Origin of the sequence: Streptomyces sp. NPDC058307 (assembly GCF_042880295.1) — a bacterium.
GTDB lineage: Bacteria > Actinomycetota > Actinomycetes > Streptomycetales > Streptomycetaceae > Streptomyces.
In genome coordinates, this window is the sequence record NZ_JBHVYZ010000030.1 from 35,254 (window position 1) to 52,260 (window position 17,007).

General features: G+C 69.3%; 15 protein-coding genes. 7 read left to right on the forward strand and 8 right to left on the reverse strand.

Features of this window, described 5'->3' with window-relative positions; translation table 11 throughout:
• The first annotated feature begins 4 nt into the window (after positions 1–4).
• Positions 5–898, forward strand: a complete 894-nt coding sequence (gene thpD, locus ACFVYN_RS22035; protein WP_390001063.1) for an ectoine hydroxylase — start codon at positions 5–7, stop codon at positions 896–898.
• Between the two features lie 101 nt (positions 899–999).
• Here thpD and ACFVYN_RS22040 read toward each other — a convergent pair whose 3' ends face one another.
• The 4 genes from ACFVYN_RS22040 to ACFVYN_RS22055 form a co-directional block, all read right to left on the reverse strand.
• On the reverse strand, positions 1,000–2,052 hold the full coding sequence (locus ACFVYN_RS22040) for an aminotransferase class V-fold PLP-dependent enzyme (RefSeq protein WP_390001065.1): 1,053 nt from the start codon (positions 2,050–2,052) through the stop codon (positions 1,000–1,002).
• Between the two features lie 112 nt (positions 2,053–2,164).
• Positions 2,165–2,890: a DsbA family oxidoreductase gene (locus ACFVYN_RS22045; protein ID WP_390001066.1), complete on the reverse strand. Its 726-nt coding sequence runs from the start codon at positions 2,888–2,890 to the stop codon at positions 2,165–2,167.
• 99 nt (positions 2,891–2,989) lie between these two features.
• A complete protein-coding gene (locus ACFVYN_RS22050) occupies positions 2,990–3,598 on the reverse strand; it encodes a DUF1349 domain-containing protein (RefSeq protein ID WP_390001068.1) in 609 nt (202 codons plus the stop codon).
• A gap of 45 nt (positions 3,599–3,643) precedes the next feature.
• Complete coding sequence (locus tag ACFVYN_RS22055) at positions 3,644–5,173, reverse strand: aldehyde dehydrogenase (NADP(+)) (RefSeq protein WP_390001070.1); 1,530 nt, start codon at positions 5,171–5,173, stop codon at positions 3,644–3,646.
• Positions 5,174–5,303: 130 nt separating this feature from the next.
• Here ACFVYN_RS22055 and ACFVYN_RS22060 point away from each other — a divergent pair, with 130 nt between their 5' ends.
• From ACFVYN_RS22060 to ACFVYN_RS22070, 3 genes are all read left to right on the forward strand, one after another.
• Positions 5,304–6,077 carry an IclR family transcriptional regulator gene (locus ACFVYN_RS22060; RefSeq protein ID WP_020121403.1) on the forward strand — a complete coding sequence of 258 codons (774 nt, stop codon included), beginning with the start codon at positions 5,304–5,306 and terminating at the stop codon, positions 6,075–6,077.
• 3 nt (positions 6,078–6,080) lie between these two features.
• The gene (locus tag ACFVYN_RS22065; protein WP_390001071.1) at positions 6,081–6,551 is read left to right on the forward strand and encodes a GNAT family N-acetyltransferase; all 471 of its coding nucleotides are present in this window, start codon (positions 6,081–6,083) and stop codon (positions 6,549–6,551) included.
• A gap of 80 nt (positions 6,552–6,631) precedes the next feature.
• Positions 6,632–8,083 (forward strand): peptidoglycan D,D-transpeptidase FtsI family protein, encoded by a 1,452-nt coding sequence (locus ACFVYN_RS22070; RefSeq protein ID WP_390001073.1) that lies wholly within the window; start codon positions 6,632–6,634, stop codon positions 8,081–8,083.
• A gap of 13 nt (positions 8,084–8,096) precedes the next feature.
• Here the strand turns inward: ACFVYN_RS22070 and ACFVYN_RS22075 are convergent, their stop codons facing one another.
• The gene (locus tag ACFVYN_RS22075) at positions 8,097–9,500 is read right to left on the reverse strand and encodes an NCS2 family permease (RefSeq protein ID WP_390001074.1); all 1,404 of its coding nucleotides are present in this window, start codon (positions 9,498–9,500) and stop codon (positions 8,097–8,099) included.
• Between the two features lie 234 nt (positions 9,501–9,734).
• On the opposite strand from ACFVYN_RS22075, the gene ACFVYN_RS22080 reads away from it, so the two are divergent.
• On the forward strand, positions 9,735–10,301 hold the full coding sequence (locus tag ACFVYN_RS22080; protein ID WP_390001076.1) for a SigE family RNA polymerase sigma factor: 567 nt from the start codon (positions 9,735–9,737) through the stop codon (positions 10,299–10,301).
• The gene (locus ACFVYN_RS22085) at positions 10,298–11,152 is read left to right on the forward strand and encodes a hypothetical protein (protein WP_390001077.1); all 855 of its coding nucleotides are present in this window, start codon (positions 10,298–10,300) and stop codon (positions 11,150–11,152) included. The genes ACFVYN_RS22080 and ACFVYN_RS22085 overlap by 4 nt, the downstream gene beginning before the upstream one ends.
• Positions 11,153–11,435: 283 nt before the next feature.
• Here ACFVYN_RS22085 and ACFVYN_RS22090 read toward each other — a convergent pair whose 3' ends face one another.
• The gene (locus tag ACFVYN_RS22090; RefSeq protein ID WP_390001079.1) at positions 11,436–12,590 is read right to left on the reverse strand and encodes a right-handed parallel beta-helix repeat-containing protein; all 1,155 of its coding nucleotides are present in this window, start codon (positions 12,588–12,590) and stop codon (positions 11,436–11,438) included.
• A gap of 207 nt (positions 12,591–12,797) precedes the next feature.
• On the opposite strand from ACFVYN_RS22090, the gene ACFVYN_RS22095 reads away from it, so the two are divergent.
• Positions 12,798–14,996, forward strand: coding sequence for a family 43 glycosylhydrolase (locus ACFVYN_RS22095; RefSeq protein WP_390001081.1), 2,199 nt, complete (start codon positions 12,798–12,800; stop codon positions 14,994–14,996).
• On the opposite strand, the gene ACFVYN_RS22100 is transcribed toward ACFVYN_RS22095, so the two are convergent.
• The gene (locus ACFVYN_RS22100; protein ID WP_390001083.1) at positions 14,993–15,790 is read right to left on the reverse strand and encodes an HAD family acid phosphatase; all 798 of its coding nucleotides are present in this window, start codon (positions 15,788–15,790) and stop codon (positions 14,993–14,995) included. The genes ACFVYN_RS22095 and ACFVYN_RS22100 overlap by 4 nt on opposite strands.
• A 90-nt stretch (positions 15,791–15,880) precedes the next feature.
• Entirely contained in the window at positions 15,881–16,993 is a 1,113-nt protein-coding gene (locus ACFVYN_RS22105; protein WP_390001084.1) for a chondroitinase-B domain-containing protein, read from the reverse strand.
• Positions 16,994–17,007 lie beyond the last annotated feature (14 nt).

Here is a 17,007-nt window from a genome sequence, read left to right on the forward strand (position 1 = left end):
CCGCATGACCACCGCCACCGTCACCGATCTCTACCCCAGCCGCGGCGCCACCGAGGTGCCGCTCCCCCGCAAGGACCCGGTCGTCTGGTCGGCGCCCGACGCGCCGGGACCCATCGCCACGGCCGAGCTGGAGGCGTTCGAGCGCGACGGCTTCCTCGCCGTCGACCAGCTCATCGGTCCGGACGAAGTCCCGGTGTACCAGCGTGAGTTGGAGCGGCTCGTCACCGACCCGGAGATCCGCGCGGACGAGCGCTCGATCATCGAGCCGAAGTCCCAGGAGATCCGCTCGGTCTTCGAGGTGCACAGGATCAGCGAGGTGTTCGCGAATCTGGTGCGCGACGAGCGGGTGGTCGGCCGGGCCCGGCAGATCCTCGGCTCGGACGTGTACGTCCACCAGTCGCGGATCAACGTCAAGCCCGGTTTCGGGGCCGGAGGCTTCTACTGGCACTCCGACTTCGAGACCTGGCACGCCGAGGACGGCCTGCCGAACATGCGCACCGTGTCCGTCTCGATCGCGCTGACCGAGAACTACGACACCAACGGCGGTCTCATGATCATGCCGGGGTCGCACCGCACCTTCCTCGGGTGCGCGGGGGCCACCCCGAAGGACAACTACAAGCAGTCGCTGCAGATGCAGGACGCGGGCACGCCGTCGGACGAGGCGCTGACGCGGATGGCCTCGGAGTACGGCATCAAGCTGTTCACCGGCAAGGCCGGTTCGGCGACCTGGTTCGACTGCAACGCCATGCACGGCTCCGGCGACAACATCACGCCGTTCCCGCGCAGCAACGTGTTCATCGTGTTCAACAGCGTGGAGAACCAGGCCGTGGAGCCGTTCGCGGCTCCGGTTCGGCGCCCGGAGTTCATCGGCGCGAGGGACTTCACGCCGGTGAAGTGACCTTGTTCGGCTGATCCTCACCGACCACGACAGCGACGCGGCCCGCTCCAGTACGTTCCGTACGGCGGCCGCGTCGCCCGTCGTTGTCCGGGGGACGGTGTTCACACAGACAGGGCCTCCAGAAGCCGGTCGACATCCGCGGCCGTGTTGTACAGATGGAAGGACGCGCGCAGGTTGCCGGCGCGGTTGGACACCTCGATGCCCGCCGCGCTCAACTCGGGCTGCCTGGCGCCCAGTCGGGGCACGGACACGATCGGCGAGCCGGGGGCCGGCAGGGGTGCGTGGCCGAGGGTGGCGAGTCCGGCGCGGAAGCGGTCCGCGAGGGCGAGGTCGTGCGCGCGCACGGCGTCCACGCCGAGCTCCTCCAGGAGTTCGAGGGAGCGGCGGGTGCCCGTGTAGGTGAACAGGGCCGGGCTGACGTCGAACCGCCGTGCGGAGTGGGCCAGTTCGGCGACGGGACCGTAGCAGCTGTCCCAGGGGACCTCGCCCGCGACCCAGCCGGCGAGCACCGGCCTCAGGTCGCCGAAGTCCTCCGGGACGGCGAGGAAGGCCGCGCCGTGCGGGCCGAGCAGCCACTTGAAGGTGGTGGAGACGGTGTAGTCGTACGACCGCGCGTCCACCGGGAGCCAGCCCGCGGCCTGCGAGAAGTCGACGTAGGTGCGGGCTCCGTGTGCCCTGGCCGCCTCCCGCAGGGCGGGCAGGTCGGCGATCCGGCCGTCGGCGGACTGGGCGGCGCTGACGGCGACGAGGGCGGTGCCGGGCCGGACGGAGTCGGCGAGCCGTTCCAGCGGCACGATGCGGACCTTGAGGTCGCCGCGGGTGTGGAAGGGGTTCACGACGGAGGTGAAGTCGTCCTCGGCGGTGAGGACTTCGGCGCCCGGCGGCAGCGAGGCGGCGACCAGGCCCGAGTGCGAGGACACGGAGGCGCCGGCCGCGACCCGGGTGACCGGGACGCCGGCGAGCCTGGCGAACGCGGCGCGGGACTGCTCCACGTCCTCGAACAGCGGGTCCAGCGGCCTGCCCTCGGCGCGGATCAGCGCGGCCTCCTGGAGGGCCGCCACGGTGCGGGCCGGGAGCAGACCGCTGCTCGCGGTGTTGAGGAAGGTGTTCTTCGGGGTGAACTCGGCGTGGACGAGGCTCTCGAAGGTCTCCATGGGTCCACTGTGGGGCCGGGAGACCTGTCGGTCCATTGCGTTTTTCTACGTGGTTCCGCCAAGGAACGCTTATACGTCCGCGCCGACCTGCGCGTTGTCAGCCGTGCTGTTGTCAGCCGTGCTGGGGTACGGCGCACCCGTCGGGGCCGCAGGCCTCCGCGCCGGCGTCGCCCTGGTCGATCAGCTGCAGCGGGGAGCGGTTGCCCCAGGCCTGGGTGAGGGCCTGGGCGAAGACCTCGGCGGGCTGGGCGCCGGAGACGCCGTACGTGCGGTCCAGAACGAAGAAGGGGACGCCGTTGGCGCCGAGCTCGGCGGCCTCGCGCTCGTCGGCGCGGACCTCGTCGGCGTAGGCGGAGGGGTCGGCGAGAACCTTGCGGACCTCGTCGGCGTCGAGCCCGGCCTCGACGGCGAGCTCGACGAGCCGCTCGTCGCCCTCGGTGAACAGGGACCTCTCCTCGGCGAAGTTGGCCCGGTAGAAGATCTGGACGAGCTCGTCCTGCCGGCCGTGCTCCTTGGCGAGGTGCAGCAGGCGGTGCAGGTCGAAGGTGTTGCCGTGGTCGCGGTCGCGGGTCCGGTAGGCAAGGCCCTCGGCGGCGGCCAGGGCGCCGAGGTTCTCCTCACCGGCCTGCGCCTGCGCCTCGCTCATGCCGTACTTCTTGCTGAGCATGGCGAGGACGGGCTGCACGTCGCTCTTGTCCCGCCCCGGATCCAGCTCGAACGAGCGGTGGACGACCTCGACCCCGTCACGGTGCGGGAAGGCCTCCAGCGCCTTCTCGAAGCGGGCCTTGCCCACGTAGCACCAGGGGCAGGCGATGTCGCTCCAGATCTCGACGCGCATGGTTCGGCTCTCTCCAGGTCGGACGGCTACGGAGACTCCTCCGCTCAGTGGGTGAACATTCAAGCAGCGGGTCTCATTCCCCACCGGCCCCGTCGCCGCTCATCTGCCGTCGCGCAGGTCGGCCGGCCACTCGGGCCGGTACTCGATGTGGTCGTACGTCACCACGCACCCCTCCCCCATCGGCGACTGGGCCATGAAGCCGACCAGGGCCGCGCCGGTCTCCTTCTCGTCGCCCAGGGTGAAGAGGCGGACGAAGGTCCAGCGCTTGCCGTCGCGGGAGGCGTGGAAGGCGAAGGCGCGGCCGGTGCGGCTGACCCGCAGCCACACCGAACTGCCGTCCACGGTGAAGGAGTTGCAGTCGTCGGAGTGGCCCCGGGTGACGACCGTGCAGACGGTGGGCACGTCCGGGGAGTTCTCCAGGCAGAGCTTGGCCCAGGCCCGCTCGCCGACATGGACGTACAGGACGCCCGCGTCGAACGATCCGTTGAAGCCCACGGTGACGCGGGCTATCAGCTGGAAGTCCCCCTCGGGGGCACCGAGCAGACGGGGCGCGTCGGCGGCGGGGTCCAGGGACTCTCCGGTGGGCGGCACGAACCGGTCCTGCCGGGGGCCGGCCCAGCCGGAGAGGAAACCGTCCTCGTACTTCCAGTGCCCGTCGGGGCCGTAGGTACGGAGAGAGAAGGGGAGTTGGGGAAGGTCTACGTCCATCCCCGGAGTTTTCCAGTTCCCTCTCCGCGGGCGGCCCCCGGGTGCCTAGCGTTCCAGAGCGTTGTTGAAACGCCGGGGCACACCCAGCGGGTTGTCGTCCCTCAGCTCCGGCGGCAGCAGGGCCTGCGGCGTGTTCTGGTACGCCACCGGCCGCAGCCAGCGCTCGATCGCCGTGCCGCCCACCGACGTCGACGTGGACGTCGTCGCCGGGTAGGGGCCGCCGTGGTGCTGGGCCGGGGCCACCGCGACACCCGTCGGCCAGCCGTTCACCAGCACCCGGCCGGCCAGCGGGGTCAGCTCCGCGAGGATCTCCGCGCCGCGTCCCTGGCCGGCCGCCTCCTCGCTGGACAGGTGGACGGTCGCCGTGAGGTTGCCGGGCAGCCGGGACAGCACGGCTCGCGCCTGCTCGTCGTCGTCGTAGCGGACCACCACGGTCACCGGGCCGAAGCACTCCTCGAGGAGGAGGTCGTACGCGCCCTCGGTGGTCAGCTTCTCCGCCGGCACCGTGAGGAAGCCCGGGCTCACCGTGTGCTCGCCGCCCGCGCCGGGCGTCACCGGCGTCTCGACGTCGGGAAGCTTCGCGCGCTCGGCGACGCCGGCGACGAAGTTGTCCCGCATGCGGTGGTCGAGGAGGACGCCTGCGTCGGTGTCGCTGACCGCGTCGGTCAGGGACTTCACCAGTCCGTCGCCCGCCGCGCTGGACGGCACGAGGACCAGGCCCGGCTTCACGCAGAACTGGCCGACGCCGAGGGTCATGGAGCCCGCGAGCCCGGTGCCGATGGACTCCGCGCGCTCGGCCGCGGCCTCCTCGGTGATCACGACGGGGTTCAGGGAGCCCAGCTCACCGTGGAACGGGATCGGCACCGGACGCGCGGCCGCCGCGTCGAACAGGGCGCGGCCGCCCTTCACGGAACCGGTGAAGCCCGCGGCGGCGACCAGCGGGTGCTTGATCAGCTCGATGCCGGCCTCGAAGCCGTGCACGAGGCCGAGCACGCCCGCGGGGATGCCGTGCTCGTCGGCGGCCCGGCGCAGCACGGACGCGACCAGCTCGGACAGGCCCGGGTGGTCGGGGTGGGCCTTGACGACGACCGGGTTGCCGGCCGCCAGCGCGCTCGCGGTGTCGCCGCCGGCGACCGAGAAGGCGAAGGGGAAGTTGGAGGCCGAGTAGACGGCGACGACGCCCAGCGGCACCTTGTAGCGGCGCAGGTCCGGGACCGGCGGGGTCGCGGTGTCGTCGGGGTGGTTGATCACCACGTCGAGGAAGGCGCCCTCGTCGACGATGTCCGCGAAGGCCCGCAGCTGGTAGCAGGTGCGGGCGAGCTCGCCGGTCAGCCGGACCGGGCCGAGCGCGGTCTCGGCGTCCGCGGCCTCGACGAGGTGCTCCTTGGAGCCCTCCAGCTTGTCGGCGGCGGTGCGCAGGAAGGCCGCGCGGACGGTGCGGTCGGCGAGGGACGCGCGCGCGTCGTACGCGGCGCGGACGGCGGCGTCCACCTCCTGGGCTGTGGCCTCCACCGCAACCTGCTCGCGCTGCTTCCCGGTTCGGGGGTCGACACTCCAGACTGGTGCTGCTGCCACCGCGGGTCCCTCCACGTGTATCTGGGTCACCCACCAGGACCGTTCGATATGCTGAACGCTGTCCCTGATGGTGAATATGCTGTTGGAGACTATATAGCTGGGTTCCCGGCGAACGAAGGGGTCATGGGCGATGTCGGCTGGCGAGACGGGCGGCGGGTCACAGGTCAAGTCCGCGGTACGGACGGTTGAACTGCTCGAATACTTCGCCGGACGTCCCGGCATGCACTCCCTCGCGGCGGTCCAGGAGGCCGTCGGGTACCCCAAGTCGAGTCTCTACATGCTGCTGCGCACGCTGGTCGAGCTGGGCTGGGTGGAGACCGACGCGACGGGCACGCGGTACGGCATCGGGGTGCGGGCGCTGCTCGTCGGCACCTCCTACATCGACGGTGACGAGGTGGTCGCGGCGGCCCGGCCGACCCTGGACCGGCTCTCCGACGACACCACCGAGACCATCCACCTCGCGCGCCTGGACGGTACGAACGTCGTCTACCTGGCCACCCGGCAGTCGCAGCACTACCTGCGGCCCTTCACGAGAGTCGGCCGCCGGCTCCCGGCGCACTCCACCTCCCTCGGCAAGGCGCTGCTGAGCACGTACTCCGACGAGCAGGTCCGCAAGATGCTGCCGGAGACCCTGCCGGCGCTCACCGAGCACACGATCACCGACCGCGAGAAGCTCATCGAGGAGCTGCACCAGATCCGGGAGCAGGGCTTCTCCGTGGACCGCGAGGAGAACACGCTGGGGCTGCGCTGCTTCGGCGTGGCGATCCCCTACCGCACGCCCGCGCGGGACGCGATCAGCTGCTCGGTGCCGGTGGCGCGGCTGACCCCGGCGCACGAACAGCTGGTGAAGGACGCGCTGTTCGACGCCCGCGACCGGCTGACCCTGGCCACCCGTAGGCTCTGAGGCATGCAGATCGTTCTCCGCGAAGTCCATGACAGCGATCTGCCGGTCTTCTTCCGGCAGCTGAACGACCCCGAGGCCCTGCACATGGCCGCCTTCACCCCGAAGGACCCGGCCGACCGGGACGCCTTCGACGCCCACTGGAAACGGATCCGCGCCTCGCAGGACGTGCAGCGCACGATCCTGGCGGACGGTGACGTGGTGGGCAGCGCGGCGGTGTACGGCGAGCCGGGCGAGCGCGAGGTGACGTACTGGATCGACCGCGCCTACTGGGGGCGCGGCATCGCCACGGCGGCCCTGCGGGAGCTGGTCGCCCAGGTCCCCGAACGTCCCCTGTACGCCCGCGCGGCCGCCGACAACGCCGGGTCCCTGCGCGTCCTCGAGAAGTGCGGTTTCCGGGTGACCGCCCAGGCGTCCGGGTACGCCACCGCGCGCGGTGCGGAGATCGACGAGCTGGTGCTCACGCTGGGCGCCTGACACCGCCGTAGATGAACGTCCGATGAGAAGAGCGGTCGTTCGGGAACGATTCGTCCGCCGTTGATCGTCTTCAGAGTGGGATGAACAAGACGATCAGGCGCGCATCGGTCTTCGCGCTGCTCCTGGTGTTCGCTCTGCTGATCCGAGCGACCTGGGTGCAGTTCTACGAGGGCCAGGCACTCGCGGACGACAACGACAACCGGCGGAACGCGATCGAGACGTACTCCTCGCCGCTCGGGAACATCATCGTGGCCGGAAAGGCCGTGACGGGTTCCGCGAGGACGACGGACAGCGACCTCGCGTACAAGCGGACGTACACGAACGGCACGCTGTACGCGGCGGTGACGGGTTACGCCTCGCAGGCCTACGCCCCGACCCAACTGGAGGGCATCTACGCCGATCTCCTCAACGGCACGGACAGCCGGCTGAAGACCGTCATGGACACGGTCACCAACCAGCGGGCCGAGCCCGGTGATGTGATCACGACGATCGACCCGGCGGTGCAGAAGGCGGCGTACGCCGCGCTCGGCGACACGAAGGGTGCGGCCGTCGCGATCGACCCGACGACCGGGAAGATCCTGGCAGTCGTGTCGACGCCGTCGTACGACCCCTCCTCGCTGACGGACGCCAACACCGCGGGCAGTGCCTGGAAGCGGCTCACCGCGGACTCCGACAAGCCGCTCACCAACCGCGCGCTGCGCCAGCCGCTGCCGCCCGGTTCGACGTTCAAGCTGGTGGTGGCCGCGGCCGCGCTGGAGGACGGTCTCTACTCCTCGGTGGACGAGAAGACCGTGAGCCCGGCCCCGTACACCCTGCCGGGCACGGTGACCCCGCTGGGCAACGAGAGCGCCTCGGCGCCCTGTGAGAACGCCTCGATCCGGGTCGCGCTGGAGTACTCCTGCAACACCGTCTTCGCGAAGATGGCCGTCGACCTCGGCCAGGACAAGGTGCGGGCGACGGCCGAGAAGTTCGGCTTCAACGACGCCGAGCAGGACGTCCCGGTGCGGGCCTACGAGAGCGTCTACCCGTCCGGCATGAACAAGTCCTCGACGGCCCTGACCGGTATCGGCCAGTACGACGTCACGGCCACCCCGCTCCAGATGGCCATGGTCTCCGCGGCCATAGCCAACGGCGGCAAGCTGGTCTCGCCGCACATGGTGTCGACGATCACCGACCATGGCGGCGACGTCCTGAAGAACTACGACGACGAGGCGGCCACGACGCAGGTCGTCAGCTCGGACACGGCGCGGCAACTCCAGTCGGCGATGCAGTCGGTGGTGGAGAAGGGCACCGGCACGAACGCCCTGATCGACGGCGTCACGGTGGGCGGCAAGACGGGCACGGCCCAGCACGGCGAGAACAACAGCAAGACGCCGTACGCCTGGTTCACGTCCTACGGCAAGGCCGACGGCAAGGAGGTCGCCGTGGCGGTGGTCGTGGAGCAGTCGAACGCGGCCCGCTCGGAGGTGAGCGGCAACGGACTGGCCGCCCCCGTGGCCAAGGCCATGATGGAGGCGGCCCTGAAGAACTGAGCCTTCCCGGGGGTTACTTGGCGCCGAGGATCTGCTCGATCGGGTCGATGGCGAAGTACACGAGGAACAGTGCCGAGGCGGCCCACAGCAGCCAGTGGATCTCCTTGGCCTTCCCCAGCACCGTCTTGATCACGACGTAGGCCAGGAAGCCGGCCCCGATCCCGTTGGTGATCGAGTAGGTGAACGGCATCACGGCGATGGTCAGGAACGCCGGGATCGCGATGTCGTAGCGGTCCCAGTCGATGTGCTTGACCTGCGTCATCATCAGGAAGCCCACGGCAACCAGCGCGGGGGCGGCGGCCTGCAGCGGGACGATGGTCAGCAGCGGGGTCAGGAACAGCGCCAGGCCGAAGAGCCCGCCGGTGACCAGGTTCGAGAACCCGGTGCGCGAGCCCTCACCGACGCCCGCCGCCGACTCGATGTACGAGGTGGCGGAGGACGCCGAGGCCGCACCGCCGGCCACCGCCGCCGCCCCGTCGATCAGCAGGACCCGGCCGAGGTTGGGGACCTTGCCCTCCTCGTCGAGGAGCCCGGCCTCCGCGGTGATCCCGACGACCGTGCCCATCGTGTCGAAGAAGTCGGACAGGATCAGCGTGAAGATCAGCAGGACGACCGTGACGATCCCGACGCCGGGCGCGCTGAAGGAACCGAACAGGCTGAAGTGGCCGATCAGTCCGAAGTCGGGGGTGTCGACGACCTTGTCGGGCCACGCAGGCGTGGTCAGCCCCCAGGTCTTGATGTCGGCGATCGAGTTGATGATCATCGCGAGGATCGTCATGCTCACGATGCTGATCAGGATCGCGCCCTTGACCTTGCGCGCGAGCAGCCCGATCGTCAGCAGCACCCCGAGGCAGAAGACGAGGATCGGCCAGCCGGTGAGCGCGCCGGTGCCGCCGAGCTGAACCGGCACGGTGGTGTTCGCGGCGTCGGGTATACGGCTGACGAACCCGGCGTCCACGAAGCCGATGAACGCGATGAACAGCCCGATCCCGACACTGATCGCCTGCTTGAGCGGTTGCGGGATGGCGTGCATGACGGCCTCCCGCAGACCGGTCACCACCAGCACACAGATCAGCAGCCCTTCCAGGACGACCAGGCCCATCGCGTCGTCCCAGCTCATCAGCGGGGCGATCTGGAAGGCGACGACCGCGTTCAGCCCGAGCCCGGCGGCGAGCGCGAGCGGCAGGTTCCCGCCCACGCCCATGACGATCGTCATCACCGCGGCCACCAGAGCCGTCGCGGTGGTCAGCTGGACCGCATCCAACTGGTGCCCGAACTTGTCCTTCGCACTGCCGAGGATGATCGGATTCAGGACAAGGATGTAGGCCATCGTGAAGAACGTGGCGAAGCCGCCGCGCGTCTCACGGGCGAGGGTGGATCCCCGTTCGGAGATCCTGAAGTACCGGTCGACGGACATGCTCGATGCTCCTGGTGCCTGAATGATCGGTGTGCGGATGCTGGCTGGATTGTTCCTGCGTTGAACGCGCTTCAGGTTTTCCCCGTGTTACGAATCGGGGGTCGCCCCGTCATACCTTGTTCGAAGACCTGTACGGGAACACGTACTCGATCGCTGCTACGCTTCCGGATCTCCGTCCGGCCACCCCCGGATGATCACATGTCATTCACATGACACACAAAGGAGAGGGAACCCGTGGGCACAGTCGTCGACGACGCCGCCTCCGTGGAGTTCCACGCCTTCTTCGAGCGCCATTACGCCGAACTGTCCCGTCTGGCCCTGCTGTTGACCGGCGAGCCGGACGCCGCCGACGACCTGGCGGCGGACGCGCTGCTGGCCCTGTGGCACCGCTGGGACCGGGTGCGCGCGGCCGACCACCCGGCGGCGTACGCGCGCGGAGTGGTCGCCAACCTGGCCCGGACCCGCATCCGCAGCGCGGTCCGTGAGCGTCGGCGCATCGCCCTGTTCTGGTCCCAGCGCGAGGAGAAGGTAGACAATCCCGACGTGGCGGGAACGGTCGACGTCCAGGAGGCGCTGCGCAGGCTGCCGTTCCGCAAGCGGGCGTGTGTCGTGCTGCGGCACGCGTTCGATCTCTCCGAGAAGGACACCGCGCTGGCCCTCGGTGTGTCGGTCGGTACGGTTAAGAGCCAGACCTCCAAGGGGATGGCCGAGTTGCAGCGGCTGCTCGGCCCCCAGAACGCTCCGCTGAAGGTGCATGCCGCGATGGCGCGCACCGGTGACGCCGGAGGAAGGGACCGATGACCATGCGGCGGGACGTGCACGGCGAACTGCGCGCCCGGCTGCAGGACGCCGCCGGGGCACACGAGCCGAACCGCGAGCGGATCCTCGCCCGGATCGAGCGCGGCATGTCGGAACAGGCCCGCCCCGACCACCGGGCGACCCGGCCGCCGGTCTACGGCTGGGTGCGGGTGGTGAGCGCCACGGCGGCGGTCGCCTGTGTGCTGGGCCTCGGCGGTTACGCGGTGGCCTCCGCGGTGAAGGACGAGCCGCCCGGGCAGAAGCCGGTCGCGGCCACCGGCTCCCCCGCCTCCTCGCCCGACGCGACGAGCCGTCCGCCCGCCCCGTCGGCGGATCCGACGCCGAGCACCACCCCCACGCACCGGGCCGAGAGGCCGAGCGGTACGCCCGCCGGCACACCGAGCGCCTCCACCGAAGTGCGGGCGTCCGGCGTCGAGGACGGCCCGCTGTGGTCGGACGGCTCGGTGGACCCGCACAGCAACGAGTTCTGGGCGCAGAGCGATCTGACCTTCAAGACCTCCGAGCAACTGACCGCGCTCACGGTCGAGTTGAGGATCGCGCAGACGGGCGGTGTGACCGACGCCGGCGCCTGGCGCTCGCTGCCCGAGGACGACTTCACGCTGACGGTCGCCCAGAAGGACGGTTTCCTCGTCTACACCTGGGTGCTCAAGGACGGCCGTACGGTCCCGAAGGGCGAGTGGGTGTTCGCCGGGCAGTACAACCACGAGCGCGGCGGCCGGGACGCGAAGGACGACGGCTACACGGCGACGGCGACCGCCAAGTCCGGGGACCTCGCCGTGAAGGGCGGCTTCGCGGCGCAGGACGACGGGTCCGCGGACGAAGGGGACTCGTAGGCCTCTTGACTCGCAGACCCCTTGCCGGAGTCCTGCCGAGAAATCTCCCCGACGCGGCAACCCTTCTCGCCTCAGCGGCCACTTAAGAGGTGCACGGTATGGAACAACCATTCGTACATCTTCAACGTCACTAATAATGCCGGGAAAACCGGCACCTCGCAGTACACAGACCTGCTGGCCTGAGCCCCCCTCGGCCGGCAGCTGCCGGCTGGAGCCCCCCTCGGGCCGGCACGAGGAACGCCCCGCCTGTGACGACAGGCGGGGCGTTCCGTCGTTGAGCGGCTCAGTCCATCGTGGTGCCGACGGTGGTGGATCCGGTGGTCAGGAAGTCCGTCGGGGGCAGCGAACCGTCCGGACCGCGGGTGCCGTAGGCCGTGGTGGCATCCGTCGACCGGAAGGCCGGAGTGGGCACCCCGCCGTCCCAGTTGTTCGCCGCGGACACCGTGGCCGGGCCCGGCTGCGGCAGGCCGCCCTTGTTGCCCACCGCGAGATTGCGCGCCAGCCTGGCCTTGCCGGTGGCGAAGTGGAACCCGGCCGCACCGTTGGCGTACGCGGTGTTGCGGTTCAGCACGACCGCCCCGGTGTTGGAGTTCTCGGTGAACCCGTTCTGCGTGTTGTCCCAGGCCGCGTCGTGATGGACGAGATGGGCCACCGTGACGCCTCCGCCGCCCAGCTTGAACCCGTTGCCGTTGCCCTCGAAGTCGCTGTCCCCCCACCGGTTCCTGCCGTTCCCGAAGGCCCAGCTGTGCTCGACGGTGACCGGCGAGGAGAACTGCCACAGGTCGAGCCCGTCGTCCGAGTTGTTGTAGAGACGCGCCCCGGTGATCCGGTTGCCGGTCCCTGACCCGAACTTCACGGCGATCCCGTCGGCGTTCTGACCGTGCCCGGCCGGGTCGTAGTTGCCGTGACTGTCCAGGTTCCGCACGAGGTTGTCGCTGGTCCCGTCGCCGCGCAGGGTGAATCCGGAGTCCCCGTTGTTCGCCGTGACGAGGTTCTCGAAGACCCCGCCGACGGAGGAGGTGACGACGAGGCCCTGGGCCGGGGAGTTCTGGAAGGTGAGGTTCTGGACGGTCCAGTAATCGCCGTGGATGCCGGCCAACCAGGACCCGGCGGGCAGCTCGGACCCGTCGATCCGCACCTTCTCGCCGCCGTACGCCCGCAGCGTGATCCGCGCCGAACTCGTGCCGTTGGCAGCGGACTTGAGGGTGGCCGACGGGGTGTAGGTGCCGGCGCGGACCTGGATGACCGTACCCGCGCTCGCGTTCCGCACCGCCGCCTCCAGCTGGGCCGTACCGGAGACGGTGACCGTCGTCGACGCGGCCTCGGCCCCGCCGCCCGACAGGCCGAGATACACACCGCCCGCGCCCGCACTGACGGCGACCGCCGCGGCGATGGAGAGCGTGCGGGTCCGGCGGTGGCGTCCGGTGCTGTGACGCACAGGGCGTTCCTTTCCTCGGCAGTGGAGACGCCCTGAAGTCGCCGCCCTGGCCGGTGAGGTTGCCGCGCCCCGCCGAAAACAACCGAAACTTTCGCTGCTTCCGCTCGCGCACTCACCGATTGACGTGCTGTTTCCCGCTCGTAACACTCCGAAGGCGCGCACAGCCCCCAACAGAAACCCCCACACCCCCACACTCACAGGAGCGACATGCGCCCACGTATTCTCCTCGTCGCCTGTCTCTCGCTACTGCTGGCCCTGCTCACCGCACCGCACGGTTCCGCCCACTCAGGAGCTCCACCCGTGAACCACCCCAAGTACGCCGGATATCTCTTCGCCTACTTCACCGGCGAGGGCACCGCCGACGGCGAGCAGATCCGCTACGCCCTCAGCCGCGGCAACGACCCCCTGCACTGGCGTGAGCTGAACCAGGGCAAGCCGGTCCTGACGTCGACGACCGGCGAGAAGGGCCTGCGCGACCCCTTCGTGATCCGCTCCCCCAAGGGTGACAAGTTCTATCTCATCGCCACCGACCTGCGCATGTACAAGAACAGCAGCGGCAGTTGGGACGACGTCCAGCGGCACGGCAGCAAGTCGGTCATGATCTGGGAGTCCACCGACCTGGTCCACTGGACCGACCAGCGCCTGGTGAAGGTCGCCCCGGACAACGCGGGCAACACCTGGGCGCCGGAGGCCTACTGGGACCACAGCCTCGGCGAGTACGTCGTCTTCTGGGCGTCGAAGCTGTACGCCGACGACGACCCCGGGCACACCGGATCGACGTACAACAAGATGCTGTACGCGACCACCAAGGACTTCCGCACCTTCAGCGCGCCCAAGGTCTGGGACGACCCCGGCTACTCGGTGATCGACTCGACGGTCGTGAAGTACAAGGACACCTACTACCGCTACACCAAGGACGAGCGGGACCCCACCTCCAGCTCGCCCTGCGCCAAGTTCATCACCGGCGAGAAGTCGACGAGCCTGACCTCGACGAAGTACGACCTGGTCGCGGACTGCATCGGCAGCGGGGCGATGGACCGCGGTGAGGGTCCGACGGTGTTCAAGTCGAACACCGAGAAGAAGTGGTACCTGTTCATCGACGAGTACGGCGGCCGCGGGTACGTCCCCTTCGAGACCACCGACCTCGACTCGGGCACGTGGACCCCGTCCACGAACTACCAGCTGCCCGCGAGTCCCCGGCACGGCACGGTACTTCCGGTGACGCAGCAGGAGTACGACCGGCTGCTGGCCGCGTATCCGTCGACGCCCGCCTCGGTCGTGGACGCAACGGCCAAGGGCCAGAAGGGGTACGCGATCGTCACCGAGGCCGCGTCGAAGGTCGTGCTCCCGGTGCAGACCGACACCGACCTCACGCACCTCGCTCCGCAGATCGCCGTGGGTGAGGGCGCGAGCATCGCCCCCAGGTCCGGTACCCGGCGCGACTTCCGCAGGCCGCAGTCCTACACCGTGACAGCCGCCGACGGCACCAGCCGCAGCTGGACGGTCGAGGCGGTGCGGACCGGCAGCCCCGTCCTGCCCGGCCTCAACGCCGACCCGGACGTGCACTATCTGAACGGCGAGTACTGGATCTATCCGACCACCGACGGCTTCAACGGCTGGAGCGGGACCCGGTTCAAGGCCTACTCCTCCAAGGACCTGGTCCACTGGAAGGACCACGGGGTCATTCTCGACCTCGGCGCGGACGTGTCCTGGGCCGACAAGTACGCGTGGGCGCCGGCGATCGCGGAGAAGAACGGCAAGTACTACTTCTACTTCTGCGCCGAGCAGCAGATCGGCGTGGCGGTGGCGGACTCCCCCGCCGGTCCCTTCAAGGACGCCCTGGGCAAGCCACTCGTGGCCAAGGGCGGTTCACTCAAGGGCCAGATGATCGACCCGGCCGTCTTCACGGACGACGACGGGACGTCGTATCTGTACTGGGGCAACGGGCACGGGTATGTCGCCCCTCTGAACGACGACATGACGTCCTACGACGCCGCCGCAGTGAAGGACATCACCCCGGACAACTTCCGCGAGGGGTCCTTCGTGATCAAGCGGAACGGCACGTACTACTTCATGTGGTCCGAGGACGACACCCGCAGCGAGAACTACCACGTCGCCTATGCGACGGGACCGTCCCCGCTCGGCCCGTGGACCAAGAAGGGGACGATCCTGTCCAAGCGTCCCGAGTACGGCATCCTCGCCACCGGCCACCACTCCGTGGTGAACGTCCCCGGCACCGACGACTGGTACATCGTCTATCACCGGTTCGCCCTGAACGGGCCGGGGAAGCCCGGCGGCGACGGAATGCACCGCGAAACCACCGTCGACCGGCTGGAGTTCGCGGCGGACGGCACGATCAAGCCCGTGGTGCCGACCCTGGAGGGGATCAGGCCGGTGCGGAACTAGCTCACGAAGTACGTCGGGTTCGGGAGCTTGTACGTCTTGTCGGCGTAACCGCCCTCCAGGTCGGAGTACTGGTCGCCGAAGTTGGCGATGATCTCGTACCCGAGGTCGTTCTCGATGTGCGCACGGGTGCCGGACTTGTACTGCACGGTGGTGCAGGTCCAGGTGCCCGGCGTGGCGCAGGCGCTCAGGTAGGACGGCGGGTTCGCCTTGTCCTTGAGGAACACGTGGTCGGCGTCGAGGTTCACGTCGGCGCCGATCTTCTTCAGGTTCTCGACCGCGGCCGAGCGCTGCGCCTCGCTGAGGCCCGAGTTGTAGAAGACCTCGACGCCCTTCTTCTCGGCGTACTGCACGAGCTCCGGGCTGCCGAAGACGGCCGGACGGTCGGCCCGGTTCACGTAGTCGGCCCACGTGGTCCCGTTGTACGTGTAGTTGTAGCGCTTCTCGTAGTCGAGGCTGAGCAGCAGCGTGTCGTCGATGTCGAAGACGACGGCGGGCTTCTCGCCCCTGTGGTGCGCCTTGCGGGCGGCCTGGTCGATCTGCTTCTTTGCTGCCTTGTCGATGGCCGCGAGGTCCTTGGCGTACGGGCTGGTGGGGGACGCCTGGTAGACACCGTTGGCGTCGGCCGTGGTGCCGTAGTAGGTGTCGATGTCCTTGACCAGGACGCCGATGTTGTAGGGCTCGTGCGTGGAGTTCGCCGTGGACTGGCCGGCGGTGGCCGCGCCGGCGCCGTAGAGGGCGCCCGCGGCGACGGCACACGCCGCGGTGGCGGCTGCGATACGCAGTGACTTATGCATGACAGAGGTTCTACGCGCGTCACCATGTCGGGCGCGAGACCCGCCCGGTAAAAAACGGGTCAAGCGCCCTGAGCCGGGGTTTCCGAGGCGTCAGTTCATGGTGGCGCCGATGGTGGTGCTGCCCGTCGTCAGGAACGTGGTGGAGGGCAGGGTGCCGCTGGAGCTGCGGGCGTTGTACGTCGTCGAGGCGTCCGTCGACTTGAAGGCGGGGGTGCTGATCCCGCTGTCCCAGTTGTTGCCGGACGAGGAGACCTTGGAGCCCTTGCTGACCGAGCCGCCGCCATTGCTCACCGCGAGGTTCTTGCCGAGCTTGGCGGAGCTGGTGGCGAAGTAGTAGCCCCACTTGCTGTTGGCGTAGGCGGTGGTGCGGTTGATGACGATCGCGCCGGTGTTGGAGTTCTCGGTGAACCCGTTGCCGGCGTTGCCCCAGGCCGCGGAGTTGTTGATGACGTGCGCGACGACCTCGCCGTCACCGCCCAGCTTGTAGCCGTTGCCGTCGCCCGCGAAGGCGGAGTCGGACCAGCGGTTGACGCCGTTGCCCATGGACCAGGTGTGCTCGACGGTGACGGGCGAGGAGAAGGACCAGAAGTCGATCCCGTCGTCCGAGTTGTTGTAGAGGCGGGCGCCGGTGATGAGGTTGCCGGTGCCGGAGCCGAACTTCACGGCGATGCCGTCGGCGTTCTCACCGTGGTTGGCGGCGTCGTAGTTGCCGTAGGAGTCGATGTTCTTGACGGTGTTGTTGACGGTCCCGTCTCCGGTGAGCGTGAAGCCGGAGTCGCCGCCGTTGATGGTCTTGATGTTGTTCCAGACCGTCCCGGTGCAGGACTGGCAGACGACCGCGCTGTCCGGGGAGTTCTGGAAGGTGATGTTGGAGACGTTCCAGTAGTCGGCGGTCAGCTTGAAGATCCAGTCGCCGGCGGGCAGCGACGAGCCGTCGATCTTCACGGTCTCCGAGCCGTACGCGGTGAGCGTGACCGGCGCGGAGGAGCTGCCGTTGGCCGTGGACTGGAGGGTGGCCGTCGGGTAGTAGGTGCCGCCGCGGACCTGGATCACGGTGCCGGCGGTGGCGTTCTTGACGGCGTTGGACAGATCGGTCGAGTTGCTGACGACCACGGTCGCGGCCTGCGCCTGGGTGGGGAGGACGGCGAGGCCGACGCCCAGGGACAGGGCCGACAGAACGGTGAGAGCGGTACGACGAGACATGGAGTGCGGGTCCC

Coding starts and splice junctions, on each gene's coding strand:
- ACFVYN_RS22095 (WP_390001081.1), top strand. CDS start 12,798: ATGCGCCCACGTATTCTCCTCGTCGCCTGTCTCTCGCTACTGCTGGCC.
- thpD (WP_390001063.1), top strand. CDS start 5: ATGACCACCGCCACCGTCACCGATCTCTACCCCAGCCGCGGCGCCACC.
- ACFVYN_RS22045 (WP_390001066.1), bottom strand. CDS start 2,890: ATGCGCGTCGAGATCTGGAGCGACATCGCCTGCCCCTGGTGCTACGTG.
- ACFVYN_RS22085 (WP_390001077.1), top strand. CDS start 10,298: ATGACCATGCGGCGGGACGTGCACGGCGAACTGCGCGCCCGGCTGCAG.
- ACFVYN_RS22060 (WP_020121403.1), top strand. CDS start 5,304: ATGTCGGCTGGCGAGACGGGCGGCGGGTCACAGGTCAAGTCCGCGGTA.
- ACFVYN_RS22100 (WP_390001083.1), bottom strand. CDS start 15,790: ATGCATAAGTCACTGCGTATCGCAGCCGCCACCGCGGCGTGTGCCGTC.
- ACFVYN_RS22065 (WP_390001071.1), top strand. CDS start 6,081: ATGCAGATCGTTCTCCGCGAAGTCCATGACAGCGATCTGCCGGTCTTC.
- ACFVYN_RS22105 (WP_390001084.1), bottom strand. CDS start 16,993: ATGTCTCGTCGTACCGCTCTCACCGTTCTGTCGGCCCTGTCCCTGGGC.
- ACFVYN_RS22070 (WP_390001073.1), top strand. CDS start 6,632: ATGAACAAGACGATCAGGCGCGCATCGGTCTTCGCGCTGCTCCTGGTG.
- ACFVYN_RS22050 (WP_390001068.1), bottom strand. CDS start 3,598: ATGGACGTAGACCTTCCCCAACTCCCCTTCTCTCTCCGTACCTACGGC.
- ACFVYN_RS22075 (WP_390001074.1), bottom strand. CDS start 9,500: ATGTCCGTCGACCGGTACTTCAGGATCTCCGAACGGGGATCCACCCTC.
- ACFVYN_RS22040 (WP_390001065.1), bottom strand. CDS start 2,052: ATGGAGACCTTCGAGAGCCTCGTCCACGCCGAGTTCACCCCGAAGAAC.